We start from the raw sequence: 25,646 nt of genomic DNA, 5'->3' as shown, positions 1-25,646 counted from the left end.
ATGTTCGCGCGGGGTATGTTGTTATTTAGTGTACTGAACCAAAAATGGCTTTAGTTTGCTATCAAGCACTTCGGCAAGTTCTGTTATCTTGGTCATCGCGTTTTGTACTTTCGACTGCTCTGACACTATCGCTTCGCCAAATGGCTTATCAATAGCGCCAAGCGCGGCAATTGCTGCAGCATGCTTGCTTTTTATCTCGGCATCTAACGATAGATTATTGGCGCGAACCACGTCTTCTATGCCCTTACCATCGGCAGCAAACCGCCCCTGGTAAATAGCCAGTATACCCTTTATATTATTTGTAAAATCGGTGATCGAGTTTTTAGCGAAGGGGCTTTCTTCCAGCATAGGGTCCTGCGCGTCAAATGGTTCCTTCAGTTTTGAATCGGCAACTTCGCCGCATATACCTGCCATTGCATCGGCTATTTGCACAAAAGCGGCTTGCTGTGTGGTAAACTCGCCCGAACCTTTCCCTGCGTTAGCCAGCTGGGCGGTATAACCATTTGTCCAGTTATCCCTTACTTCTTTTGAAAGTTTTACCAGGTTTTGGGTAAGCGCGGCCAAAAAATCTTTTTCGCGCGGCTTAAGCTGGGCAGCGGTTTTGGCTCCGTTCTGTCCCCACAATAAATACTCTATCGGGTGAAAGCCCTTTAATGCGTCGTCAAGGCCGTCAACGTAAGCCTCATTCAATACATCGTTGCTATTTAATATAGTTTCAAGCGCGTTAAAATCAACGGGCCAGGTATCAATGCGCGGGTCAATGTTCTCAGATTCAACAGGGCCAAATAACCAGGCCTCGCTTTGCTCCCAGGTGGTGCGTATAGCTTTCCATTTAACACGGGCAGTTGCTAAATTATCATCATTGGTTGTGATATTCAGCGCGGTTACCGCGGCCTGCAGCTCCTGTGTTTTAGCATACATATCTTCATATGAAGCAGCGCAAACGTTGGCAGATATATTGGCCAGCACTTCTGTTTTTAAAGTGCTGTTATCAGCATTATTATCCGGATTATTTTTTGAGCATGATAACCCAAGCAACGTTAACGGCAACACCACGGCGAGCGATCGTTTGATAAAAGTATTCATAGGTATTAACTTAAATGTATGATGATTTGATTATTGATAACTTCGGTTGGATAAGTTTTTAAAGGGCGCAGGGCGGGCTCTTTAACCACCTTGCCTTCCAGGTCGAACACGCTGCCATGGGCGCTGCAGAATATTTTGTTGGCTGCGGGCGTAAGGCCAACGCCCTCGTGCGTGCACCTTAAATAAAGCGCTTTATAAGCATCAGCATTTTTGATCAGCAGGATATCATACTCCAACTGTTTACTACGCACCACCAACATATTGCCTTTATTGGCAAAAGCATCCGTGCCTACCGCTATTTGCCCGCCTGTTGTACTTGCCAGCTTGATCATGGGCAAAGGGGTTGAGCATGATTCTAAAAAAGACATCCCCGCACCCATTAAAATACATGCCGCGCATCCCGATTTAATAAAGCTTCTCCTGGTGCTCATACACTTAAAAATTATAGGCTACGCCTAAGTTTATAAACCCGTTGTTTTTAAAGTAAGGTACCTGCTGCGGGAAAGGCGTCACAATAAGCGCCTGGTTAAATTCGCCGGTTAAGCGGCGTACGTAGTCGCCTTTAATAGCAATGCCCCTTATGGGCTTATAAGTAAAGCCGCCAACTATATAATGCTTTTCACTAGCCTTATTTTCGATACCGTTTGATGGTATTTTAGCGTTCATATTCAAATACTCGTACCGGCCAAAAAGGATAAATGCCTTTTCGCCTTTGCTGGCAGGGTATAGCAGGTCGTACCCTACTTCGGCATAGCCCCCGTACATGGTTTGCGGGGTATTGCTGGCAAAAGCGCGGTTAATGGCATCGGCATTTTTGATATTTACTATGGTGCCTATTGCACGCACGGTAATTCCCGATCTGGCGTACTGTACGTTAACCTCGCCTAATGATACCGGGTTGCCAAACGGACCGGAGTTGAGCTCAAGGCTATCGGCCACACGCTGTTCTTTAGCAGTAGAGCCGCCAATATAACCCGATGCCTGCACCCTGAAATCGCCCGCATAGTATAACAATGCCGCGTTAACCCCCAGGTTTAAGCCATTGGCGGCCTGGCCCAACTGCCTGCCGCCGCCTATGCCCGTGGTGCTGTTAAACCCTTCGGAGTTTAACCCGTTGGTTACTGATAAGCTATAATTCAAGCCCGGTACCTGCGTAAACTGACCGTATAGACCGACGCCTATCTCGCGCCAGGTAGACGGAATAATTTGTTCTTCAAGGAAGGGCCTGTCAACCCCGTTAAAGGTTGTGGGCAGGTGGTTTTCGTTAATAAAACCTATGCGGGGCACAAACAAGCCGGCCACCAAATAAGTATTTGGGTTCAGGTTAAATTTCAGGAAAGCTTGTTCCATCGCAATTTCGCCGGCCCCGGTGCCACCGTTGGCTACCAGTGCGTCTTCAACCTCCAATTCGGTAAACAGTGATATCTTATTATTGAATTTATGCCCCAGGAACAGCACTACTCGTTTCAGTCTCGCTTCGGCGCTCTTTCTTTTGGTATCTATGCCATATTTGGCCTCGCCGTAACCGGATATAACCGTTGCCTGCTGTTTATATATTAATCCTGCTGAAAGGGAATCTTCCTGCGTTAAAACCTGAGCCGACGCGCCGGTGAAAAATAAACCGGCTATTAAGAATGTGATTAAGGTAAAGCTCTTTAATTGCATAGCGTAATTTTGACAGCAAATATATTATCCTTATTTAGATTAATTATAATTAAAAATAAAAAAATATCTACGCTTTATTTATTACCGATGCAATGGTGTAACTTGCCGACAGATGAAAAGAATATGAAGTACCTTTTACTTTTTTTAACACTGATAACTTTTAATTGCACGGCACAGGATTACAAAGCCATGCTTGCAACTCATCGCCAACAGTACAAGGCAGATTTTATATCAGATAAACATTCGCCGTTAAAGGAAGCCGATCTGCAGAACCTGCATTTTTTTGATGCCGACAGCACTTATCGCGTTAATGCAGAGGTGGAGCTACTTACAAACCAAGACGTTTTTAGTATGCCTACCTTTAATGGCGCACAGCAGGCGTATGTTAAATATGCAGTTGTGAAGTTTATGCTTAAAGGCAAGGCGCAGCAATTGAACATCTACCAAAATGTCAGCCTATCAAAACGGCCGGAGTTTGCCGGTTATCTTTTTTTGCCTTTCCTGGATAAAACAAATTCTGAAGAGAGTTATGGCGGCGGACGTTACATCGACCTTAAAACCACCGATATAAAAAACGGCTACATTGAACTGGACTTTAACAAAGCTTATAACCCGTATTGCGCCTACAGCGATGGTTACCAGTGCCCCATGCCCCCGCGCGAGAACTACCTGGACCTAAAGGTTAAAGCAGGCGAAAAACAATATACCGGCGAGAAAAAACATTTATAAATAGTTGACGGGGGCGAAAAGAAAAAGGACAAAGCTTTGCCTTTATCCTTTCGTCTTAATCATAAATGATCAACTAATCGCTGATCATCAATATCCAATCTCTAAAGACTGTTTATCCAGTCAACCAATTCTTCACGGGTTTTGCCGGTTTTTTGCTGGATGCGGCCGAGTGTTTCATCGTCTTTCCCTTCTTCGTGTGCCAGATCGTCATCGGTCAGGTCGCCATAAGCTTGTTTTATCTTCCCTTTCAACTCGTTCCAGCCGCCTTTTAATTCTAACTTATCCATTGTATGTTCTCCTATATATTTAGATGTATAGGATTAACAGATTGGGAGGGGTTTGGTTTGAGGGGATTCAAGAAATCAAGAACCAGGAACCAGGACAAAACATATTTTTCTGCTTCCTGACTTTAAAATCCTTGCATGCGGCGCAGGGTCGCTTTCAGAAAACACTGCGACAACATCAAGGACATAAATAGTTATCCCAAATAGACCTTTGCTCTAACGCTTTTTGAAAAAAGTTCAATGGATACATCAGGCAAAAAATTAATATAGTAATAATGTTTCCCGGTATCGGACACCTCGCCCAAGTGCCCGCTACTTATTTCAAAACGGCCTCTATACATCAAGTCAAGTGTGCCCGAATCAGTATCTGATTTATTAAGCTTAGCGGAATAGTGTTCAATAATGCAATCGTCAAAAACAAGTTCAACGCTATTTATTCCTCGTTTACAACATTCATTAGCTTTAAAGGTAAGCGTTAGCTGTTTTGTATCGCTTGAAAACGCTATAACCTTACAATCAAATTCGTTATGCAAATCAATATATACACCGTCCTGCTCAAATTCTGCAAAACTTTTAAATAATTCAGAATTTGTCAGATCAACTTCCATCTTGCCTCTTGATTCTAAACTTCTTGATTCCCCTCTTACAACGCCCCAGCCTTTATCTCGTCAACCACCGCCGGGTCAAGTAAAGTGCTGGTATCGCCTAAATTAGAGGTATCACCCTCGGCAATTTTTCTCAAAATCCTGCGCATAATTTTGCCCGAGCGCGTTTTCGGCAGGCCGCTTACAAACTGGATCTTATCCGGCTTGGCAATGGCGCCAATAATGCGCGCAACGGTCATGATGATATCCTTCCTGGTAAGTTCGGGGTCGTCGTGCAGGTTGGGGCATACCACAAAGGCATAAACGCCCTGCCCCTTAATATCATGCGGATAACCCACTACGGCACTTTCCACAACACTGCTGTGCATGTTAATGGCGTTCTCTACTTCGGCGGTGCCAATACGGTGGCCCGATACGTTCAGCACATCATCTACACGACCGGTTATACGATAATAACCGTCTTCATCGCGCAGGCAGCCGTCGCCGGTAAAGTACAAGTCAGGATAAGTGGCAAAATAAGTTTGGCGGCAGCGCTCATGGTCGCCGTAGGTAGTGCGCAGCATGCCCGGCCATGGAAATTTCATGCAAAGGTTGCCGCTTACACCATTACCCTCAATCTCTTTACCATTCTCGTCAACCAATACGGGTTGTACCCCCGGCAGCGGTAAGGTGGCGTAACCAGGTTTGGTTGGCGTTATGCCGGCAATGGGCGATATCATAAAGCCGCCTGTTTCGGTTTGCCACCAGGTATCAACAATAGGGCATTTACCCTGCCCTATCTTATCGTTAAACCAGTGCCAGGCTTCCTCGTTAATAGGTTCGCCAACCGAGCCAAGCTTGGTAAGCGAGCTAAAATCTTTCCCCTCCAAAGCTTCGTCTCCAAAGCTCATCAGCGAGCGTATGGCGGTTGGCGCGGTATATAATATGTTCACCTTATATTTCGCCACAATTTCCCACAGGCGGCCCTGGTTTGGCCATGATGGTATCCCCTCGAACATTACCGATGTTGCCCCCTGGGTAAGCGGCCCGTAGGCAATGTAGGAGTGACCGGTTATCCATCCGATATCAGCGGTACAAAAATAAACCTCGCCGGGCTGGTACTGAAAAGCGTTACTAAACGTATAGCCTGTATAAACCATATACCCCCCGCAGGTGTGCACTACGCCTTTTGGCTTACCGGTTGAGCCCGATGTATATAGGATAAACAGCATATCTTCGGCATCCATTTCTTCGGCCGGGCAATCGGGGTTACCCTGGGTCTCTACTTTTTTTACTTCATCTTCCCACCACACGTCGCGCCCTTTGATCATTGACACGGGCGTACGGCTTCTGGTTAACACAATAACCTTTTGTACCGATGAGCATTGTACCAGCGAGTCGTCGATAATTGATTTCAGCGGGATCTCTTTATTACCCCTGTACCCGCCATCGGCAGTAATTACAATATTGCATTCGGCATCTTTTATCCTGTCGGCAATTGATTGTGCCGAAAACCCGCCAAACACCACCGAATGGATAGCGCCTATACGGGCGCAGGCCAAAACGGCAATGGCCAGTTCGGGCACCATAGGCATATATATACATATACGATCGCCTTTTTTGGCGCCGTTGTTTTTTAACACGTTGGCAAACTGGCAAACCTTGCCATGCAGTTGTTTATAGGTTAATATACGGTGGTCTTCGGTCGGGTCATTGGGTTCCCAGATAATAGCGGGGGTATCACCGTTTTTTTCAAGGTGGCGGTCCAGGCAGTTTTCAGTAATGTTAAGTTTGGCGCCTTTAAACCATTCTACTTTTGGTTCTTTAAAGTTCCACTCCAGTACCTTGTCCCACTTTTTTTTCCATTGGAAATTATTGGCTATTTCCTCCCAAAATTGTTCAGGTTGTTCAACGCTTTTGCGGTACACCTGCTGGTATTCTTCAAATGATTTAACTTGCATGGTAGTATATAAATGGTGGTGTAAATTAGTAATTTCTACTTTATCTACCTATTAAAAATACAACTTTTTAAATTTTTTTAAAAAGTACGTTTAACCGGCTCACTATGGATAATAGTGCGAAATATATCTTTGCTGCCGGTAAAAAAGATTATTAAAAAATATTTTAAAAACACTGTTGTCTATCTCACTTAAAAACCTGATATTTGCAAACTCTTTTTAGGAGAAGAACGAGAATTAAAAAATATTTGTCATGTCAAGAATTTGTGATTTAACAGGAAAAGGCTACATGAACGGCTTTAACGTTTCTAACTCAAACGTTAAAACCAAGCGCAAGTTTTATCCTAACTTAAAGCTTAAAAGGTTTTATATCCCTGAAGAAGATAAATGGATCACGTTAAAAGTATCTACTTCGGCGCTTAAAACTATCAGCAAAAACGGTATAACAGCTTGTATCAACAAGTTTGTAAAAAAAGGCTCTATTTAATATTAATAGATTGTTGGGGCTATGGTTAAAGATGTGATATCTTAACAATTGGCAGGCAACTCAAAACATAACAGAAAATGGCTAAGAAAGGCAACAGGGTTCAGGTAATTTTAGAATGCACAGAGCATAAAACCAGCGGCATGCCGGGTATGTCTCGTTACATTACCACCAAAAACAAAAAAAACACTACCGAAAGACTGGAGATGAAGAAATTTAACCCGGTTTTAAGAAAAGTAACTTTACACAAAGAGATTAAATAATTTAAGCTTGATAGCTGTAGATACGGTTACTAATTAACCGCTATTGTAAGCACAACTTATTAAAACATAAAAACATGGCAAAGAAAGTAGTTGCAACCCTGAAAACAGGCAAAGGAAAAGAATTTTCGAAGGTAATAACCATGACTAAGTCGCCACGTACCGGCGCTTACTCGTTCAAAGAGCAGATCGTTGCGAACGATTTCATTAAGGACGCCATTGCTGGTAAACAGTAATAACCTTTGATAAAAATATAAAAGCCGTCTTGTGATAACGAGAGGGCTTTTTTTGTTATAGTGGATGTTTAAAATAAAGATGCGTTATTACGTTTCGGTTACCAAACATCCCGTTCCGAATTGTTAATTTGCATATCTGCACATTTAAAATCTGCACATCTGACTATGGGATTATTTGATTTTTTCAAGAAAAAGGAAACTACGCAGCAGGAACAGCAGGCGCTTGATACCGGCCTGGAAAAAACCAAGGATAGCTTCTTCTCAAAAATAACCAAGGTAATTGCCGGTAAAAGCACCGTTGACGATGATGTGCTGGACGACCTGGAGGAAGTACTGGTAACTTCGGACGTGGGCGTAAGCACTACGCTTAAGATCATAGAACGTATACAGGCCCGTGTAGCAAAAGACAAGTATGTTAACACATCCGAACTTAATAACCTTTTAAAAGACGAGATACAGCAGCTGCTTGCTGAAAACAACAGCAACGATTTCCGTACGTTTGAGTACGGCTCGCAAAAACCCTATGTTATAATGGTGGTTGGGGTTAACGGTGTAGGTAAAACCACCACTATTGGCAAACTGGCCCACAAGCTAAAGCAAGCGGGCAGCCAGGTGGTATTAGGCGCTGCCGATACGTTTCGCGCGGCGGCTGTTGACCAGATAAAGCTTTGGGGCGAGCGTGTAGGCGTTAAGGTTGTGGCGCAGGCCATGGGCAGCGACCCCGCCTCTGTAGCTTACGATACCCTGCGCTCGGCCGTGGCCAATGGCGATGATGTGGCAATTATTGACACCGCAGGGCGTTTACATAATAAGGTAGGCCTGATGAACGAGCTTACCAAGATCAAGAACGTAATGCAAAAGGTAGTGCCCGATGCGCCGCATGAAATATTGCTGGTGCTTGATGCATCAACCGGGCAAAACGCCATTGAGCAGTGCAAACAGTTTACCGAAGCTACCGCCGTTAACGCCCTGGCCCTAACCAAGCTTGATGGCACCGCAAAAGGCGGCGTGGTGATAGGTATATCCGATCAGTTTAAGATACCTGTAAAATACATCGGCGTTGGCGAAGGCATGGACCACCTGCAATTGTTTGACAGGACGGAGTTTGTGAACAGCCTATTTAAGTAAGATATAGCGGCGCAGCCGCAAATAAACAGAGCGTCATTGCGAGGAACGAAGCAATCTACCGAAGGCATAACCGATATGCAGAGTTCAGAGATTGCTTCGTACCTCGCAATGACGGCGTGGAAAAAGAGCAATGAGGACAAAAGAAATTATCAAACCGATACTTAAAAGCAAGCCCCGTGTAAACGTGGTTACTTTAGGCTGTTCAAAAAATGTTTACGACAGCGAGGTGCTGATGGGCCAGCTTAAGGGTAACGCCTTTAATGTGGTGCATGAATCGCAGCAGGTACGCAATGATGATATTATTGTAATAAACACCTGCGGCTTTATTGATAACGCCAAGCAGGAATCTATTGATACTATACTGCAATACAGCGAACTTAAAGAACAAGGTAAGGTTGGGAAAGTGATAGTTACAGGCTGCCTAAGCGAGCGCTACAAACCTGAGCTTGAATCTGAAATTACCAACGTTGACGCTTATTTTGGCACAAACGACCTGCAAAATATCTTGCAAAATATTGGCGCCGATTACCGCCACGAATTGATCGGCGAGCGTTTGCTTACCACTCCGTCGCACTTCGCCTATTTTAAAATTGCCGAAGGCTGCAACCGCCCGTGCTCGTTCTGCGCCATCCCGCTGATGCGTGGCAAACACGTTAGCACCCCTATAGACCAACTGGTTAAAAATGCCGAAAACCTGGTAAAGAACGGTACAAAAGAACTGATACTGATAGCGCAGGACCTTACCTACTACGGGCTGGACCTGTATGGAAAACGTAACCTTGACGAACTTTTGCGCCGCCTGAGCGATGTGAACGGCGTGGAGTGGATCAGGCTGCAATATGCCTACCCTTCCGGCTTCCCGATGGAGATATTGGACGTAATGAACGAGCGGGATAACATATGCAAGTACCTGGATATGCCTTTACAGCATATCACTGATAATATGCTTAAATCAATGCGGCGCGGACTTACCAAGCAAAAAACCATCGACGTAGTTAATGAGATACGCGACCGCGTGCCAAACATTGCCATGCGTACCACGCTGATAACCGGCTACCCCGGCGAAACACACCAGGACTTTGAAGAAATGGCGCAATGGGTAGAGGATACCAAATTCGACCGCCTGGGCTGCTTCACTTACTCGCATGAGGAAAAAACGCATGCGCACACTTTGGTTGATAACGTGCCTGAAGAAGTAAAGCAAGGCCGCGCTGATTCCATTATGGAAATTCAGCAGGGTATATCGTTTGATAAAAACCAGGAGAAGATAGGCAATATCTATAAAGTGCTGATAGACAAGAAAGATGGCGGCTATTTTGTTGGCCGTACGGAATTTGATTCGCCGGAGGTGGATAACGAGGTATTGATTGACGCCAATGTAGATTATGCAGCCGTAGGCAGCTTTGTCAATGTAAAAATTAACGCCGCGGAAGATTTTGACCTTTATGGACAAATTGTAAAATAAAGCCGATTTTAAAGGCTGCATATTGCTATTAAGCTTTTTAAATTTAATTTCGACTCTTTACTTGAATGTGTTTTCGAAATTCAACATTCGAAATTCGACGTTCGATATTCGAAATAAACAATGGACGCAGCCTGTATTGACTATAAAGACACGGGATACTTTTCCCAAACGGTTATCGATTATCTGGACGACGTTCCGGAGCTGAGGTCATTTTATAGTCAGCGCCCTACCCTGCAGGGCTTCGCCGCACTTTTTGAACATAAAAAGGTAATTGCCGACCGCGACCTGCTAGCTCAGGTTTTATTGGAGCAATATTTTGGTAATTCGCAAAACAATGCGCCCCAATTGCAATCGGCCGATATGATCCGCGATTGTATCGGGCAGTTAAAAAATAACGACACCTATACCGTTACCACCGGGCACCAGCTGAACATATTTACAGGTCCGCTATATTTTATATACAAGATAGTAACCACTATAAAGCTGTGCAGGCAACTAAAACAAGCCCACCCCGATAAAAATTTTGTGCCGGTATATTGGATGGCATCCGAGGACCATGACTTTGCCGAAATAAATTATACCAATATAGGTGGTAAAAAGGTACACTGGTGGTACGAGGCCTCAGGCGCAACGGGGCGCATAAACCCCGACACCATGCGGCAGGCCATCAACCAATACAAGGGCGTTTTGGGTATTGACGGGCACTCGGCCGAACTGGGTGAAATGGTTGAAACCGCTTACACAAAATTCGACAGGCTTGCTGATGCTACCCGCTACCTGGTAAATGCACTGTTTGGCCGTTATGGCCTGGTTATTATTGATGCCGACGACCATCGCCTGAAGGAGTCTTTCGCCCCTATTATGGAGCAGGATATCATCCGGCAAAATAGCTTTAAAAATATAACTGCCGCCAACGCGCAGCTGCAAAAGCTTGGCGTGCATATACAGGTGAACCCGCGCGAAATAAACTTTTTTTACCTGAGGGATAACCTGCGCGAACGCATTGTTTTTGAGGAGGGCAGGTATAGTGTTATGAATACCGATATCAGCTTTACCGAGGCTGAATTAAAACAGGAAATAAAAACTGCGCCCGAAAGGTTTAGCCCTAATGTGGTAATGCGCCCGCTGTACCAGGAGTGTATTTTACCCAATATAGCCTATGTAGGTGGTGGTGCCGAACTGGTTTACTGGCTGGAGTTGAAGTCAAATTTCGATTACTACAAGGTTGATTTCCCGATATTGGTATTGCGCAATTCGGGCCTGGTTATCCGTAAAGAAACGGCTGCTAAAATAAAAAGCATGGAGCTTGCCCCTGCGGAGATATTTAAAAGCGCCGACCAGATCAAAAACAACTGGGTAAAAAAACACAGCAACCACGACCTTACGCTTGCCGACGAATGGCGCGAACTGGAGCGTGTTTTTGAAAAGATAAAATTGCGCTCGCATAAAATTGACCGTACGCTTGAGCCATCGGCAGCGGCGGTACAGGCTCGCCTTAAACACGCCATAGAGAATCTGCAAAAAAAGCTGGTAAAGGCCGAGAAGCGCAACTACCACACCCGCCTGGAACAGATAGAACACATCAAGGCCGATATATTCCCAAACAACAGCCTGCAGGAACGCACCGAAAATTTTGGATTAAGCTATGTGAAATGGGGCCAGCTTTTCATCGATGAACTGATCCGAAATTTCGAACCCCTTGATTTTAAGTTTACGGTGCTGACGGAATAAATTATGTAATCGTCTAATTGCAAAGTAATCTCACTGCCATAATCAGGTAAACCTGATATCCATTGTAAACCAAAGTATTATAACATTCGTTTATTAATCAAATGAACATACAGAAAATAACATTGGGCAACGGTTGCTTTTGGTGCACCGAGGCTATCTTCCAGGCGCTTAAGGGCGTAACATCGGTAACGTCGGGCTACACCGGCGGGCACACCAAAAACCCCACTTATATGGACATCTGCAACGGCGATACCGGCCATGCCGAGGTGTTGGAAGTTGAGTATGACGCGGATATATTATCTTTTGACGAACTGCTGCTGGTTTTCTTTAAAACGCACAACCCCACTACGCTTAACCGCCAGGGCAATGATGTAGGCACACAATACCGTTCGGCCATTTTTTACCACACCGACGAGCAAAAGCAGCAGGCCGAAGCCATGATCAAAAAGCTAACCGACGAAAAGGTTTTTGATAAACTCATTGTAACCGAGGTTACCCCCGTTAGCGAGTTTTACAAGGCCGAAGATTATCATCAAAATTATTACAACGATAACCCCATGAAGCCTTATTGCGCCTTTGTGATACAGCCCAAATTAAATAAGTTTGCCAAAGAATTTACGGATAAAATAAAGCCGGAACTATTGTAACCGGCCAGGCTTATTTACATGAAAAGATCAATCATCGCCCTGCTTGCAGCAACCTTGCTATTTACAGCCTGCACCACACAAAAGAAAACCGAAAACGCGTCCATCGCCAACAACGGCAAAGTATGGGCATCGGTATGGCAGCAGCGGGCGGCCGAGTATAGGGCATTGTGTTTCCAGGCTTATAATGTAGCTAAGCTAAGGCTTGATGAAGCCCTGAAAAACCCCGGCAGCAAACCGCTGGCTGTAGTCACCGACATTGACGAAACTATATTAGATAACAGCCCCTACGATGCGGCGCGTGCTATCACCAATAAAGAATACACACTGGCCACCTGGAAGACATGGACAAGCAAAGGACAGGCCGATACGGTACCCGGCGCACCGGAGTTTTTTAAGTACGCGGCATCAAAGGGGGTGGCGGTTTTTTACATAACCAACCGCGACGAGGATGAGCGCTCAGGCACCATTAAAAACCTGCGATTGTATAACATGCCTGATACAGACAATGATCATGTACTGTTAAGGCAAAAAACATCAAGCAAAGAGGGTCGCCGCAAACAGGTATTGGCTAATTATAATATTGTTTTATTATGTGGCGACAACCTGGCCGATTTTGATGTGTTGTATGATAACAAACCCGCCGAACAAGGCAGGCAGGCGGCCACCGGGCAATTAAAAAAAGAGTTTGGCAATAAATATATTGTGATACCCAATGTATCCTACGGCGATTTTGAAGGCGCTTTATTCAATTACAATTACGGGCAATCAGCCGCACAAAAGGATTCTGTTATCAGGGTGAAACTTAAGGTGGATAAGGAATAATATAAGCTAATTAATTTACTGTATCTCCCGATGTGGTGAATTAAGTCGGTTATCCTTCCCTATTTTTATACAACAGAAACCAGATACCAATTTGTTTGTTGATATTCGTTGAAACCTCACAACGCATGATCACGCTCGAAAATGAATTTCTGAAAGTTGCCATCGATAGCAAAGGCGCTCAGCTTACCTCGTTATTTAATAAAGAAACCGGAGTGGAACAATTGTGGCAGGCCGACCCGAACGTCTGGGCTTACCATGCGCCAAACCTGTTCCCTATTGTAGGTGGCCTGCTGGATAATCAGCTACACGTAGACGGGCGAGCCTATCCAATGAACAGGCACGGTTTTGCGCGCCAGTCGGATTTTATCCTGTTAGACAGCGATGACGTTCATGCGGGCTTTTCGCTACCCTACTGCGAGAAAACACTTGCAGTATTCCCTTTTAAATTCGATTTCCAGGTGTTGTACACGCTCATTGACAATGCCCTTAGGGTAACCTATAAGCTTATTAACCGGGATGATAAGCCGGTTTATTTTTCGGTTGGGGGGCACCCCGCCTTTAACGTACCGTTTAACGCAGGCGAAACATTTGAAGATTATTATCTGGAATTTGAGGTACAGGAAAAATTGGCATCGCACCTTTTAAACAAAGAGGGTTTGTTTAGCGGCGAAACGCAGCCTGTATCAACGCCAAACAAAAAACTACAGTTAACCCGCGAGTTGTTTGCGCAGGATGCGCTGGTATTTAAAAACTTACAATCGCGGATGGTTACCATTAAAAGCGACAAGCACGACCAAAGCCTGTCGGTGGAGTTTCCGCATTTTAATTACCTGGGCATATGGGCAAAACCCGGTGCCGACTTTGTTTGCATAGAACCCTGGCTTGGCTGTGCCGACTCAGCAGGGGAGCCAAAAGATATCAGGCAAAAAGAGAACATTCAGAAGGTGGTTGTCGGGCATGTTTTTGAAGCGTCGTACTATATCAGCGTATAAAAACAATTTATTTTATTGTTTTTAAAACATTTGAATTGCTTTTACGCTTATCCTAAAAATACATAACTCCAACATTTACAACTATGAAAAAGAAAATTTATCTAATTGCCGTAACCATGTTACTAACCGTAACTGCCTTTAACAGTAATGCCGCCACTTTTACTGATAATAAGGATGCCTACAAAGAAGCTGCGTCGCACATGACCGCAGACCAGAAGGCCGCCCGTATCGAGGAAATAAAGTTGCGTGTTGACGAGATCAAGGCAATGGACAAATCTCAGCTGAACAAAACCGAAAAGAAAGAGTTAAAAACCGAGCTTAAAAACCTTAAGCACGAAGCCCAGGCAATGGGTAGCGGTGGTGTTTACCTTTCAGTTGGTGCTATCATCATCATTATCCTGGTATTGATCCTGATCCTGTAATCAGCAATAAAACACTTACAAACACAAAAGGCGCCAAAATGGTGCCTTTTGTGTTTGTATATAATTTTCTTTTTGGGGCGACACCATTGGGAGGTAATCGTTTAAACCCTCGCTTAAGCTTACTTTTGGGAGGCAGGTGAGTTTACCTGGTTTAAAACCGGATGGTCGAAGGTTGATAATTCGGTATGACCGCTTTTAAGTTCATCGAATACAATTACCTCGTTAACGCCTTTTTTTAGCCATGCTGCGGGCACATACAGCGTTTGCTGCGGCCCGATCTCCCAGTATTTGCCCAGGTTATGGCCATTAACGAACACAAAGCCTTTGCCAAAGCCACTCATGTCAAGGTAAGTATCAACCACGCCCCGCAGCGCGAAAGTACCGCGATAGAGGGCGGGCTGCAGTTCGTTCTGATTTTGTGCCGGCAGGTATTTAAAGCCCTCGGTGGTTCCAAATGGAAACTTATACATTTTCCAGCCTAAAAGCTCGTGCCCGTTCAGGGTAACTTTATCCGTTATGCCTTGCCGGTTATCGGTTAAGTAAGGGCCGTAGTTAATGCGGCCATTGTTTTCTACCAGTATATCAAGCACGCTGTTTGGGTTAGGGTTATCCAACTGCAGCGAGTCCTGCTTTAAGCGCCTGTCCAGCACACTGATGCGTTTCCCATTAAGGTAAACGGTGGCATAATCGCGCAGTTCCTTAATTTTAAGCAACCCGCTTGCAGCGTTGGCCAGGGTGGTACGGTACAACACAAAGCCGTAGCCCTGGTCAATATCCTCAAAGCTAAGCGGCCTGTCGCTTTCTACAGGTGTACCTAAATTGCTGAACAGGTTTGCAACGCCAGTTAACTTGATCACCTCTAAAGCAAAGGTACGGCGCTTTTTTTCGGGCACATCCGGCAGGGTTTCGCCAGCAGGTAAATGTTTAGCAATAATTGCTCTTAATTTAAAATATTTTGGCGTGGGGTTGCCTGCCTCGTCAAGCGGGGCATCATAATCATAGCTTGATGTTTGAGGGGCATAAGCCTCGGTACGGCTCATGTTGGCGCCATTCATAAAATCGCGCGTAGTACCGCCATGAAACATATACATATTGATGGAAATCCCTGCCGATAAAACCTCATCAAGCTTTTTGGCATCTTCATCGGCGTTGCTGCCGCTATGCGGCTTGCCCCAGCTATCAAACCAGCCGGGGTACCATTCGGCAATGTAATACGGGCCTTTGCCGTTATGATATTTGTTGATAAGCGCCTTTACCTTAGCAGGATCATCCTCCCCGTTTACAGCAGGTAGAAACCCCGGCAGGTAGCCAGCGGGCATCTGGCCTGGGCCATCGCAGGTAAACAGCAAGCCGTCAAAACCGGCCTCGCGGAAAATTTTTTCGTTTTGGGCCAGGTATTCTTTATCGTTACTGAACGAGCCATACTCGTTTTCGATCTGTACCATCAGGATATTGCCGCCGTGGTTTATCTGCAAGGGCGCAAGCTGTTTGCCCAACTCTATCATGTAGTTACGGTAAGCGTTGATAAATTCAGGGTCCTTACTGCGTACCTTAAGGTTTTTGTTCTTTAACAGCCACCAGGGGTAACCGCCAAATTCCCACTCGGCGCATACGTAGGGGCTTGGGCGCATCACCACCCAAAGGCCTTCTTCTTTGGCTATACGCACAAATTCGGCTATATCGTTGTTGCCGGTAAAATCATACTTGCCCTGCACCGGCTCGTGCGCGTTCCAGAAAACGTAGGTACCTATGGTATTGAGGCCCATTGCTTTAGCCATCTTCATCCGCTCGCGCCAGTACTCACGTGGTATACGGGTGTAGTGCATCTCGCCCGAGATCATTTGCAGCGGCTTACCATCCAGCAAAAAGGTGCTGTCGCCCAGGGCGAAGGTATGACTATCAGTTTGGGCCCTGCCAATATTAAGCATACCAAAAACTAAAACGAAACAAGCTAATATCCTCTTCAGCATAACGCGGCTATGTATTAAAACAAACCTAATTGTCCCTTATCATCAATCTCGATATCGTCCGGATTGGTGATCTCAAAATCAACCTTCTTTTTTGAAATTTCCTGAGTTTTTTCCGGTATTTCCTGAGTTTTTTCCGCCGTTTTCCCAGGCTTTTCTTCCGGATTCACGAATGTTTTTCCGGCTGCCTCTGCGGCCCCAACTTTTTCATCCACAGGTTTAGTTGGTTCCGGTTCCGCCGGTTTTTCTATAACGGGTTTTGCCGGCTCAGATTGTATAGGCGCGGCCTGGGGTTTTGCCTTCGCAGCACCCGGAGGTGTATCGGGTATATGTTTGTCCTCGCCGGTGATGATAATTTCGGTATCCTCTATCGAGTCCGGTGCCGGGTCTGGTACATCCTCGGCATCGTCGTGCTCGGTGAGCAGTTCCACGCTTTTTACCTGGTGTACCGACAGGCGGTTACCCATCGCTTTCATGCCTTTTACATCTATCAGGTCGCTAAGGTTCAGTTCCGCTTCTTCGGGGATAAGGGTTTTACCTTTAAGTTGGTCAACCTTTACCACAGGCTGTGCCGCCCCGGAGATGATGATGAGTTTTGACCCGCTTTCGTCGCTGATGATACTGGTTTGCTTACCTATAACGGTATTTTCGAACACAAAGCGTTTTACCATGTAATTTTTTGATTTACCATCGTAATGCACCACCGCGAATACCTTTGCCGGGTCGTATTTCTCGATGACGATCATCTTATCATCAAAATGGTTGTTCAGGTCAAAGCTGGTCAGTTCGTAAATACCGTTGCTCATTACCGTTAGTATACGGTCGTCGCCGTCAAACTCGCCGAGGTATTTGCCGCGGCCATCTGCGTTAAGGCGTTTTAATATATCATCGTACCATATCTTTCGGCCGGCCAGTGTCGAGATGCCCTTACTCTTCAAGATCACCTTTTTAACCGGGTATTTGGTAACCATATTACCTATAGAGTTGCGGCCTTTAATGGCCAGCTGCGCAAAATCCTCGTCAAATTGCAGCTTTTTAAGCTTTTGATGAGGCTTTAACTGCACGTTAACCACCTCGGCTTCGCCGTTGGGGTTGGCTGTAAAATACAGCACCTTTGAACCCTTGCTGCCTTTGGTTAAATCATATTCTTTATCGCGGGTTACCCCTGTTACCGAGAATCGTTTAATATAGCTTACGCCGCTTTGCCCGTCTTTGTAGATCATGTTGTAAACGGTGCGGTCGTCGTTCTTTTTAAATACGGCCACATGCACAATATCCTTGCCCACAAACACTTTATCCTGCACCTTGGTCACAATAAACCTGCCATCGCCGCGAAAAACGATGATCTCGTCGATGTCCGAGCAGTCGCACACAAACTCATCTTTCTTTAACCCGCTGCCAATAAAGCCGTCTTCGCGGTTTACGTATAGCTTAACGTTTGCCAGGGCCACCTGTGCTGCTTCTACCTTATCAAAGGTGCGCAGTTCGGTTTTACGGCCGCGGTCTTTACCGTACTTGTCCTTTAGTTTTTCGAACCAGGCGATAGTATAATCGGTAAGGTGTTTTAGGTGATTTTTTACCGTTTTTATTTCCGCTTCAAGCGCTTTTATCTGTTCATCCGTTTTCTTCACATCAAAACGGGTAATGCTGCTCATCGGCTTATCTATCAGCTTTTTATAATCCTCGGGCAGTATAGTGCGATAAAACTGCGGGAAGAAAGGCTCGAACAACTTGTTCAGTACAACCAGTACGCCTTCAAAATCTGTCGAGTTCTCGTAATCCGGGTGTTTATACATCCCCTCCTGGATAAAAATCTTGAGCAGCGAACTGAAAAAGATCTTTTCCATCAGTTCCTTCAGCTTTATCTCCAGTTCCTGTTTCAGCAGGTCTTTGGTGAAGAAGGTGCTTTCGCTCAGCATGTCGTTCACGCTCATAAAGCGCGGCTTATCGTCCTGTATCACGCAGGTGTTCGGCGATATGGAAACCTCGCAATCGGTAAAGGCGTAAAGGGCATCAATAGTTACATCGGGCGAAATACCGGGCGCCAGGTGTATCACTATCTCCACATCCTGGGCGGTGTTATCCTCTATCTTTTTTATTTTGATCTTACCCTTGTCATTGGCAGATATCACGCTGTCTATCAGGCTGCCGGTGGTGGTGGTAAAAGGTATTTCGGTAATGGTAAGCGTTTTTTTATCGCGCTCAACTATCTTGGCGCGCACACGGATCCGGCCGCCACGTTGTCCCTCGTTATAAGCCGAAGCATCCGCCATACCCCCCGTCGGGAAATCGGGCAGCAGGTTTGGCCGGTCACCCTTAAGCACCGCAATCGAGGCGTCTATCAGCTCAATAAAATTATGGGGCAATATCTTAGTGGCCAGGCCTACCGCAATACCCTCGGCACCCTGCGCCAGCAGCAGCGGGAACTTTACCGGCAAGGTTATCGGCTCGCGGTTACGGCCATCGTAACTGGCCTGCCAAACGGTAGTATCGGGGTTAAAAACAACATCCAGCGCAAATTTTGAAAGGCGCGCCTCGATGTAACGCGGGGCCGCTGCCGAGTCGCCGGTTATAGGGTCGCCCCAGTTACCCTGGCAATCTATGAGCAGGTTCTTCTGCCCTATCTGCACCATAGCATCACCAATAGAAGCATCCCCGTGCGGATGATACTTCATGGTGTTACCTATAACGTTGGCCGCCTTGTTAAAGCGCCCGTCGTCCATCTCTTTAAGCGAATGCAGTATGCGGCGCTGCACAGGTTTTAAGCCATCGTTTATATGCGGAACGGCACGATCAAGTATTACATAAGAGGCGTAATCCAGAAACCAGTTTTCGTACAGCCCGTCGAGCGAGGTAACTTTATGCAGTATATTTTCTTCGTTATTGTTTTTAGGAGTATCAGGATTGTTCAGATCGTCGCTCATGCTGTAACTAAAAAAATTAAGGATGGGTAAAGATAGGGAAATGTGCAGATGTGCAGACATGCAGATGTGTAGATTTTAGCTGTAAAAAAGGTATTTTTACTAACATTTGCACAGTAATTCACCTTTGATGTTTAATTAAAAAATAGGTAAATTTGATTTATGACGACATTAACTGTACAGATAGATAAAGAAAAAGATCTATCGGCTTTGCAAGAAGTACTTGATCGTTTGGGATTGGAATACCAAATGCAGGATGATGAGTGGGCTGGCCTGTCAGCAGCTGAAATAGAAGGAATTAACGCCGGCATTGACGATGTGGAAGCTGGCAGGATCTTTACCCATGAAGAGGCTATAAATAGGATTACCGATAAGTTGAAACAACTGGGTATAGATAAATGACACAGCCAAAATTAATCTGGTCATTAAGGTCCCTTACTGAATATGAGCAACTGTTGAGCTATTTAATGAAAGAATGGGGCGAACTGATCACCAAAAGGGTAGCAGAACGCATAAACGACCAGATCAATAGAATACAGAATGCCCCAGAGCAATTTCCCCTAATTGTAAAAAGCAAAAATATACGTCGTTGCGTTGTTTCATCCCAAACATCAATATTTTTTAGGGTAAATATAAACCGGATTGAACTTTTGTCTATTTTCGACAATAGGCAAGATCCCAAGAAGAGGTCTTTTCTTACATAAAACTTATCATTATTATTTACTTTCCGTCAGTCATCCTTAGATTACCAACTTAGGTTTTTGATGCTTTAGCATGCTGCATTCTTAACAGCCTGCATTAGGTTAACGCACGCACTACTCATTTATTTCGCCCAAAAAAATATACCCGGAAACATTTTTTTGAATGTATTTGCGCGGATATATTTGGCTATTAACCAACATTTTACAACATAATTTATGATCCCTGAAGAAAAAAGGCCTTTGGTTGAACGTGCCCTGCAAACAGCATTTGATGTAACCTGGTTTGATGAAGTTTGCCAGCTAACCGCCGGACTTTCATCCGCCCTTATTTTTAAGATCGTGATAAAAAACAAGCCGTACCTGCTGCGCATCATTACCCAAATGAATGATATGAACGACCCCGCGCACTGGTACAACTGCATGAAAGCTGCAGCCGAAGCCGGAATAGCGCCGCGTGTTTGGTACACCAACGCTGCCGACAGGGTATGCATCACTGATTTTGTGGAGGCGAAACCTTTTGAACTGAACCTGGCGAGGGAGAAAATGCCGCCGCTGCTCGGGCGCTTGCATACGTTGCCCGCGTTCCCCAACCGGATGAATTACCTGGAACGAATGGATGGGTTTGTGCAAAAGTTCAGAGCTGCCTGTACCCTGCCCGGCAAAATAGCAGCAAGGCTTTTTGAACATTACGACCAGATCAAACGCGAGTATACCCTACCAACGATAGCGACCTGGTAGCCTGCCATAACGACCTTAAACCCGAAAACATCCTTTTTGACGGAACTAACCCCTGGCTGGTTGATTGGGAAGCCGCCTTTTTGAACGACCGTTATACCGACCTTGCCGTTATCGCCAACTTTGCGGTGAACAATGACCATGAAGAGAAGGCATACCTGAAAGCTTACTTTGGCAGCGATGCCACCGATTACCAGCTTGCCCGCTTTTACCTGATGCAGCAGCTGCTGCACTTTTTTTACTTTACCTTTTTCGGGCTTATTTGCTTCAACGCCAACCAGCCTGTTGATTTTACTGCTCCTTATCCCAATTTCAGGGAGTTTCACGACCGGATGTGGGCGGGCCGCGTTAACCTGGTAAATGCCGACGCCCGGCAGCAGTATGCCCGGGCGCATCTGGGGCAACTATTGCATAACCTGCAACAAGGACGGTTCGCCAAAGCGTTAGCTATTGTAAAGAGCAACAGCTATAAACCGGGCGACTAATATTTGCCTGCTTATTCCCTTAACCTTTTCTGCTCGCGCAAAATGTCGCCATAGTCCATGCGGCGTAAAGCCGCGCTAATGGTTTTGGCTATACGGCTGGCGCGTGTCTCAACTGTTTTGGCGTCGGTTATCCATTTGATAAAGTAGCCCTGGTGAGATTTTGCCAGGCTGCTGAAATATTCAAACGCTTCGGGTTGTTCAAAGTCAAAACACTCCTGCAGGTCGGCAGGCATTTCTATTTTAAAGTCTTTATCATGTTCCAGCCTAACCCTTAACATGGCGCCGTGGCTTTTATGGATAGCCTTCCTGATATGGGCACGCAGGGCCAGCAAAAAATCCCCCTCGCCAACCGGCATCATAGACATACCCGCAACAGCAAAGTCATCCAGCCAGCCTTTTACCCTTACCGCCTTTTTATTCCCAGGCAGTATTTGCTGCGCGATATCAAACGGGATGATAATATAAGTCCAGCCGGTTTTGTCGCCATGCTCGTTATGCCGATGAATAATGGTAGTAAAATCAACCATCACCAAATATATAATATCAGGGCCAAATGTTAAATGTTTGTTAAATAGTCAACTTTAACAATTTAAGGTGTAACTATTTGGTGGCTGGGTACATCTTATAACTGTAACTATTAACTGAGCGGTCATAAAAAACACAAATTAATTACAACCTTAATTTCAAAATTATGAAAACCTTAAAATCAGTTACCCTTGGCATTGCCTTAATTGTTACCAGCAGCTTTATACAGGCTAAAGCTAACGATGTCCCCGAAATTAACTTAACAAAAACCCACGCCATCAATATCTATGTAGATGCCATGACGCGTGGCAGGATAGATGGCCTGAACCAGGTGGTTGATCAATCGGCCAAGTTTAGCATGCTGCGCGGAAAAAGCATTTTAAGCTTTACCAAAAAAGAAATGACCGATTACCTGAAACATGAAAAAAACATTGAACAGGTATGCACAACCAGTACCGAAATTGTAGAGAACAACCCCGATATGGCTGTTGTAAGGGTTGATATGAAATTCGACAACTTTACCCGCAGCAATTATGTAACCGTTGCTAATACCGGCAGCGGCTGGAAGATCACGAACGTTTATAGTGTATTTAAATAGTTAAAATTAGTGTTTGAGTGTGATTGGCTCCCCGATATAATGGGGGGCCTTTCTATTTTAGGCCGCACCCCAAACCCCTCTCCGGGGGGAGAGGGGCTTAAGAAGTTTATTGATAATGAATTCTGAAAGTCCAACACCGAAATTTCACTTCGTTATTGGTTGTTAGACATTTGGTGTTTGATATTATTTTACTAAAGGCTGCAGCACCGCCTGCCATTTATCATAGCCTTTACTGTTCAGGTGAAGCATATCGTTTTCAAATAAGCTTGTATCGGGCTGGTGCGTTGCGGGGTCGAGTATTACCGATGCTACATCTACGTAATGCCCTTTCTTTTTATTCTTCAAAAAAGATCTCACCAGGGCGTTAGCTATTTTAACTTCGGGGAAATACTTTGCACGGCTCGGGCTGGGCTTTATAGCCATAAAATAGATCTCGGCGTGCGGCAGGTTTTGTTTGATCATGGCCCACAGCTTATAAAACTCGCGGGCGGTAAACTTGCCGGTTTTGCCTGCGGCGATGTCATTTTCGCCCGCGTAGATAAATATTTTGCGCGGCTGATACGGGTACATGATATACGGTGTAAAATAATTCACAACCTGCTCAATGGTGCAGCCGCCAACGCCCCGCCTGATGATGGGCTTATCGCTAAAGCGCTGCTCAAGATCCGTCCATTTACGGATAGACGAGCTGCCGATAAACAAGATGCCATTTTTTGCAGGCATGCTGATGCTGTCCTGGTGTTTAAAATCCCGTATTTCGTTATCAAACGGAAAGCCTGTTTGCGCGTTGGCCGTTATGCCGGCTGTAAGTAAAATAAAAAATAAATACAGTTTTAATTTCATAGTGATGATGTTGTATAAAGTGTGTTGACGCTAAACAGGTATTTGTATAATTCCATCCGGGAGGGCGGGAACCGTACAACCCGCTTTTGCTGAACTTAGTTTTTAAACTTCCAAAATTTAGAGGGCGCGTCTGTCTTTTCTATCGAGCGCATGATCATCGTATCGTTTACAAAACGAATTTTCCCCGTATAATTGAAACTGTCGGGATAATGAATGGTGATCACATTTTTATTTAGCTCGTATTTGAAACTTTTAAAATATTCCACATAATAAATAGAATCGCGCCCGATATCAAAACTGGCATTTTCTGTACTGCCGTTGGTCCAGGTCCCCATGATCATGTCTTTGGTTACCGCAGGTATTTTATTTACTGCTTTATTGATGGTACGGGTTTCTTTTTTGGGGGCGTTATTGCAACTCACAAAAACACACACCGCTAACAAGTAAATTAACCTCTTCATAACCGCTATACCGCTACAGGCAATTCAATCTCGTCCAAACTTTCGGTAATGGTAGGGTTTACACTTTCGTCGTCTTTCTCAACGCGAAGATTGTTCACAATATGCTGCTGGCGTATAGGCGTGTTTTTACCCATAAAATATTCAAGCAGGGCTTTTATGTTATCCCCTTTCAGAAACACCGGGTCCAGCCTGATATCCTTGCCGATAAACAAGCCAAACTCATCCGGCGATATCTCGCCTAACCCTTTAAAGCGGGTTATCTCGGGCTTAACACCCAGGCTGGCAATGGCGTTGCGGCGTTCCTCGTCGCTGTAGCAGTATATGGTTTGCTTTTTATTGCGCACCCTAAACAGCGGTGTTTGCAGGATAGATACATGCCCTGCCTTTACCAGGTCGGGGAAGAACTGTAAAAAGAAGGTCATCAGCAGCAGGCGGATGTGCATGCCATCCACATCGGCGTCGGTAGCTATTACAATATTGTTGTACCGCAGGCCATCTATACCATCCTCAATATTCAGCGCGTGCTGTAGCAGGTTAAATTCTTCGTTCTCGTAAACTACCTTTTTGGTAAGGCCGAAACAGTTTAGCGGCTTACCCTTTAAGCTGAACACCGCCTGCGTTTGCACATCGCGCGATTTGGTGATACTACCGCTTGCCGAGTCGCCCTCGGTGATGAACAGGGTTGTTTCCTGCCTGCGTTCGTGGTTATCATCAAAATGCAGCTTGCAGTCGCGCAGCTTACGGTTATGCAGCGATGCTTTTTTGGCGCGGTCGTTGGCAAGCTTTTTTATGCCGGCGATATCCTTACGCTCACGTTCAGATTGTAATATCCGTTTCAGCAGGGCATCGGCCGTTGCCGGGTTTTTGTGCAGGTAGTTATCCAGTTCTTTTTTCAGAAAATCGTTTACAAAACCACGTACCGACGGACCATCCGGCCCAATATTTTGCGAGCCCAGCTTGGTTTTGGTTTGCGATTCGAACACCGGCTCCTGCACTTTTACCGCTATTGCCGCAACAATAGATGCCCTTACATCGGCCGCGTCAAACTCCTTTTTATAAAACTCGCGGATGGTTTTCACTACCGCTTCGCGAAAAGCAGCCTGGTGGGTACCACCCTGCGTGGTGTGCTGGCCGTTCACAAACGAGTAGTATTCTTCGCCGTACGACTGCCCATGCGTCATAGCAATTTCAATATCATCCCCTTTAAGATGAATGATAGGATACCGCAGGTTCTCGGCATCGGCGTTGCGTACCAGCAAGTCGTAAAGGCCCCGTTCTGACAGGTATTTTTGCCCGTTAAAATTCAGCGTCAAGCCCGCATTCAGGAACACATAGTTCCATATCATGTTCTCAACAAATTCGGGTATAAATCGGTAATGCCTGAAAATGGTATCGTCGGGGATAAAGCTTATGGCCGTACCGTTGCGCTGCGAAGTCTCTTTCTCGGGTTCGTCGCGTATCAGCTCGCCTTTTTCAAATTCAGCTATCTTGGTGCGGCCGTCGCGGTAGCTTTGCACGGTGAAGGAGTTTGATAAGGCGTTAACCGCCTTGGTACCCACACCATTTAACCCCACCGATTTCTGGAAGGCCTTGCTATCGTACTTACCTCCGGTATTTATTTTTGATACGCAATCAATAACCTTCCCCAAGGGGATACCGCGGCCATAATCGCGTACGGATACCTTATGATCGCTCATATTTACTTCGATGGTACGGCCGGCGCCCATCACAAATTCATCAATGGAGTTATCAATGATCTCTTTAAGCAATACGTACACACCATCGTCGTAAGCCGAGCCATCGCCCAGTTTACCAATGTACATTCCCGGCCTTAAGCGGATGTGTTCCTTCCAGTCTAACGACCGGATACTGTCATCATCATAATTTACTGTTTCTGCCATGTTTTAGATCAAGTGT

27 protein-coding genes are annotated in these 25,646 nt (G+C 45.4%); 15 read left to right on the top strand and 12 right to left on the bottom strand.

The features are described from left to right. Nucleotides 1–21: 21 nt before the first annotated feature. From GWR56_RS09745 to GWR56_RS09735, 3 genes are read right to left on the bottom strand one after another with little or no spacing between them, the layout of a single operon-like run. Nucleotides 22–1,086, bottom strand: coding sequence for an imelysin family protein (locus GWR56_RS09745; protein WP_162430963.1), 1,065 nt, complete (start codon nucleotides 1,084–1,086; stop codon nucleotides 22–24). A gap of 5 nt (nucleotides 1,087–1,091) precedes the next feature. Continuing rightward, entirely contained in the window at nucleotides 1,092–1,517 is a 426-nt protein-coding gene (locus GWR56_RS09740) for a ubiquinol-cytochrome c reductase iron-sulfur subunit (RefSeq protein ID WP_162430961.1), read from the bottom strand. A gap of 4 nt (nucleotides 1,518–1,521) precedes the next feature. Next, nucleotides 1,522–2,751: a hypothetical protein gene (locus GWR56_RS09735; protein WP_162430959.1), complete on the bottom strand. Its 1,230-nt coding sequence runs from the start codon at nucleotides 2,749–2,751 to the stop codon at nucleotides 1,522–1,524. A 123-nt stretch (nucleotides 2,752–2,874) separates the two neighbouring features. On the opposite strand from GWR56_RS09735, the gene GWR56_RS09730 reads away from it, so the two are divergent. Next, nucleotides 2,875–3,480 (top strand): DUF1684 domain-containing protein, encoded by a 606-nt coding sequence (locus GWR56_RS09730; protein ID WP_162430957.1) that lies wholly within the window; start codon nucleotides 2,875–2,877, stop codon nucleotides 3,478–3,480. Nucleotides 3,481–3,581: 101 nt separating this feature from the next. Here the strand turns inward: GWR56_RS09730 and GWR56_RS09725 are convergent, their stop codons facing one another. The 3 genes from GWR56_RS09725 to acs all read right to left on the bottom strand — a co-directional run bounded on the left by GWR56_RS09725 (nucleotide 3,582) and on the right by acs (nucleotide 6,309). Beyond that, nucleotides 3,582–3,767, bottom strand: coding sequence for a CsbD family protein (locus GWR56_RS09725; RefSeq protein WP_138805093.1), 186 nt, complete (start codon nucleotides 3,765–3,767; stop codon nucleotides 3,582–3,584). Nucleotides 3,768–3,958: 191 nt separating this feature from the next. After that, the gene (locus tag GWR56_RS09720) at nucleotides 3,959–4,372 is read right to left on the bottom strand and encodes a hypothetical protein (RefSeq protein WP_162430955.1); all 414 of its coding nucleotides are present in this window, start codon (nucleotides 4,370–4,372) and stop codon (nucleotides 3,959–3,961) included. A gap of 35 nt (nucleotides 4,373–4,407) precedes the next feature. After that, nucleotides 4,408–6,309: an acetate--CoA ligase gene (gene acs, locus GWR56_RS09715; RefSeq protein WP_162430953.1), complete on the bottom strand. Its 1,902-nt coding sequence runs from the start codon at nucleotides 6,307–6,309 to the stop codon at nucleotides 4,408–4,410. A 250-nt stretch (nucleotides 6,310–6,559) separates the two neighbouring features. Between acs and rpmB the strand changes: the two genes are divergently transcribed. The 10 genes from rpmB (at nucleotide 6,560) to GWR56_RS09665 (ending at nucleotide 14,493) form a co-directional block, all read left to right on the top strand. Continuing rightward, entirely contained in the window at nucleotides 6,560–6,793 is a 234-nt protein-coding gene (gene rpmB / locus GWR56_RS09710; RefSeq protein WP_121246453.1) for a 50S ribosomal protein L28, read from the top strand. Between the two features lie 77 nt (nucleotides 6,794–6,870). Then, a complete protein-coding gene (gene rpmG / locus GWR56_RS09705) occupies nucleotides 6,871–7,053 on the top strand; it encodes a 50S ribosomal protein L33 (protein ID WP_121246452.1) in 183 nt (60 codons plus the stop codon). A 74-nt stretch (nucleotides 7,054–7,127) separates the two neighbouring features. Then, a complete protein-coding gene (locus tag GWR56_RS09700) occupies nucleotides 7,128–7,286 on the top strand; it encodes a DUF4295 domain-containing protein (protein WP_162430951.1) in 159 nt (52 codons plus the stop codon). A gap of 165 nt (nucleotides 7,287–7,451) precedes the next feature. After that, the gene (gene ftsY, locus GWR56_RS09695; RefSeq protein ID WP_162430949.1) at nucleotides 7,452–8,414 is read left to right on the top strand and encodes a signal recognition particle-docking protein FtsY; all 963 of its coding nucleotides are present in this window, start codon (nucleotides 7,452–7,454) and stop codon (nucleotides 8,412–8,414) included. A 130-nt stretch (nucleotides 8,415–8,544) separates the two neighbouring features. Continuing rightward, on the top strand, nucleotides 8,545–9,879 hold the full coding sequence (gene rimO / locus GWR56_RS09690; RefSeq protein WP_162430947.1) for a 30S ribosomal protein S12 methylthiotransferase RimO: 1,335 nt from the start codon (nucleotides 8,545–8,547) through the stop codon (nucleotides 9,877–9,879). A gap of 120 nt (nucleotides 9,880–9,999) precedes the next feature. After that, a complete protein-coding gene (gene bshC, locus GWR56_RS09685) occupies nucleotides 10,000–11,610 on the top strand; it encodes a bacillithiol biosynthesis cysteine-adding enzyme BshC (RefSeq protein ID WP_162430945.1) in 1,611 nt (536 codons plus the stop codon). 101 nt (nucleotides 11,611–11,711) lie between these two features. Then, nucleotides 11,712–12,257 carry a peptide-methionine (S)-S-oxide reductase MsrA gene (gene msrA / locus GWR56_RS09680; RefSeq protein WP_162430943.1) on the top strand — a complete coding sequence of 182 codons (546 nt, stop codon included), beginning with the start codon at nucleotides 11,712–11,714 and terminating at the stop codon, nucleotides 12,255–12,257. Nucleotides 12,258–12,275: 18 nt separating this feature from the next. Next, nucleotides 12,276–13,079 carry a 5'-nucleotidase, lipoprotein e(P4) family gene (locus GWR56_RS09675; protein ID WP_162430941.1) on the top strand — a complete coding sequence of 268 codons (804 nt, stop codon included), beginning with the start codon at nucleotides 12,276–12,278 and terminating at the stop codon, nucleotides 13,077–13,079. A gap of 125 nt (nucleotides 13,080–13,204) precedes the next feature. After that, nucleotides 13,205–14,071: an aldose 1-epimerase family protein gene (locus GWR56_RS09670; RefSeq protein ID WP_162430939.1), complete on the top strand. Its 867-nt coding sequence runs from the start codon at nucleotides 13,205–13,207 to the stop codon at nucleotides 14,069–14,071. 83 nt (nucleotides 14,072–14,154) lie between these two features. Continuing rightward, on the top strand, nucleotides 14,155–14,493 hold the full coding sequence (locus tag GWR56_RS09665; RefSeq protein ID WP_162430937.1) for a hypothetical protein: 339 nt from the start codon (nucleotides 14,155–14,157) through the stop codon (nucleotides 14,491–14,493). A 119-nt stretch (nucleotides 14,494–14,612) separates the two neighbouring features. Here the strand turns inward: GWR56_RS09665 and GWR56_RS09660 are convergent, their stop codons facing one another. Next, nucleotides 14,613–16,463, bottom strand: a complete 1,851-nt coding sequence (locus GWR56_RS09660; protein WP_162430935.1) for a beta-galactosidase — start codon at nucleotides 16,461–16,463, stop codon at nucleotides 14,613–14,615. Between the two features lie 14 nt (nucleotides 16,464–16,477). Beyond that, on the bottom strand, nucleotides 16,478–19,384 hold the full coding sequence (locus GWR56_RS09655) for a DNA gyrase/topoisomerase IV subunit A (protein WP_162433164.1): 2,907 nt from the start codon (nucleotides 19,382–19,384) through the stop codon (nucleotides 16,478–16,480). 159 nt (nucleotides 19,385–19,543) lie between these two features. Here GWR56_RS09655 and GWR56_RS09650 point away from each other — a divergent pair, with 159 nt between their 5' ends. From GWR56_RS09650 to GWR56_RS09635, 3 genes are all read left to right on the top strand, one after another. After that, nucleotides 19,544–19,783: a hypothetical protein gene (locus tag GWR56_RS09650; protein WP_162430933.1), complete on the top strand. Its 240-nt coding sequence runs from the start codon at nucleotides 19,544–19,546 to the stop codon at nucleotides 19,781–19,783. A 515-nt stretch (nucleotides 19,784–20,298) separates the two neighbouring features. Then, complete coding sequence (locus GWR56_RS09640; RefSeq protein WP_162430929.1) at nucleotides 20,299–20,820, top strand: hypothetical protein; 522 nt, start codon at nucleotides 20,299–20,301, stop codon at nucleotides 20,818–20,820. Next, complete coding sequence (locus GWR56_RS09635; protein WP_162433163.1) at nucleotides 20,814–21,302, top strand: phosphotransferase family protein; 489 nt, start codon at nucleotides 20,814–20,816, stop codon at nucleotides 21,300–21,302. The genes GWR56_RS09640 and GWR56_RS09635 overlap by 7 nt, the downstream gene beginning before the upstream one ends. Nucleotides 21,303–21,313: 11 nt before the next feature. On the opposite strand, the gene GWR56_RS09630 is transcribed toward GWR56_RS09635, so the two are convergent. Then, nucleotides 21,314–21,829 (bottom strand): YdeI/OmpD-associated family protein, encoded by a 516-nt coding sequence (locus GWR56_RS09630; RefSeq protein WP_162430927.1) that lies wholly within the window; start codon nucleotides 21,827–21,829, stop codon nucleotides 21,314–21,316. A gap of 164 nt (nucleotides 21,830–21,993) precedes the next feature. On the opposite strand from GWR56_RS09630, the gene GWR56_RS09625 reads away from it, so the two are divergent. Next, entirely contained in the window at nucleotides 21,994–22,425 is a 432-nt protein-coding gene (locus tag GWR56_RS09625; protein ID WP_162430926.1) for a nuclear transport factor 2 family protein, read from the top strand. A gap of 183 nt (nucleotides 22,426–22,608) precedes the next feature. Here GWR56_RS09625 and GWR56_RS09620 read toward each other — a convergent pair whose 3' ends face one another. From GWR56_RS09620 to GWR56_RS09610, 3 genes are all read right to left on the bottom strand, one after another. Further along, the gene (locus tag GWR56_RS09620; RefSeq protein WP_162430925.1) at nucleotides 22,609–23,268 is read right to left on the bottom strand and encodes a GDSL-type esterase/lipase family protein; all 660 of its coding nucleotides are present in this window, start codon (nucleotides 23,266–23,268) and stop codon (nucleotides 22,609–22,611) included. A gap of 95 nt (nucleotides 23,269–23,363) precedes the next feature. After that, nucleotides 23,364–23,729, bottom strand: a complete 366-nt coding sequence (locus tag GWR56_RS09615) for a hypothetical protein (protein WP_162430923.1) — start codon at nucleotides 23,727–23,729, stop codon at nucleotides 23,364–23,366. Between the two features lie 5 nt (nucleotides 23,730–23,734). Next, nucleotides 23,735–25,630, bottom strand: coding sequence for a DNA topoisomerase IV subunit B (locus GWR56_RS09610; RefSeq protein WP_162430921.1), 1,896 nt, complete (start codon nucleotides 25,628–25,630; stop codon nucleotides 23,735–23,737). Nucleotides 25,631–25,646 lie beyond the last annotated feature (16 nt).

It is taken from the genome of Mucilaginibacter sp. 14171R-50, assembly GCF_010093045.1.
Taxonomy (GTDB): Bacteria; Bacteroidota; Bacteroidia; order Sphingobacteriales; family Sphingobacteriaceae; genus Mucilaginibacter.
The sequence above is the reverse complement of the archived record's forward strand: the minus strand, read 5'-3'. Positions and strand labels throughout refer to the sequence as shown.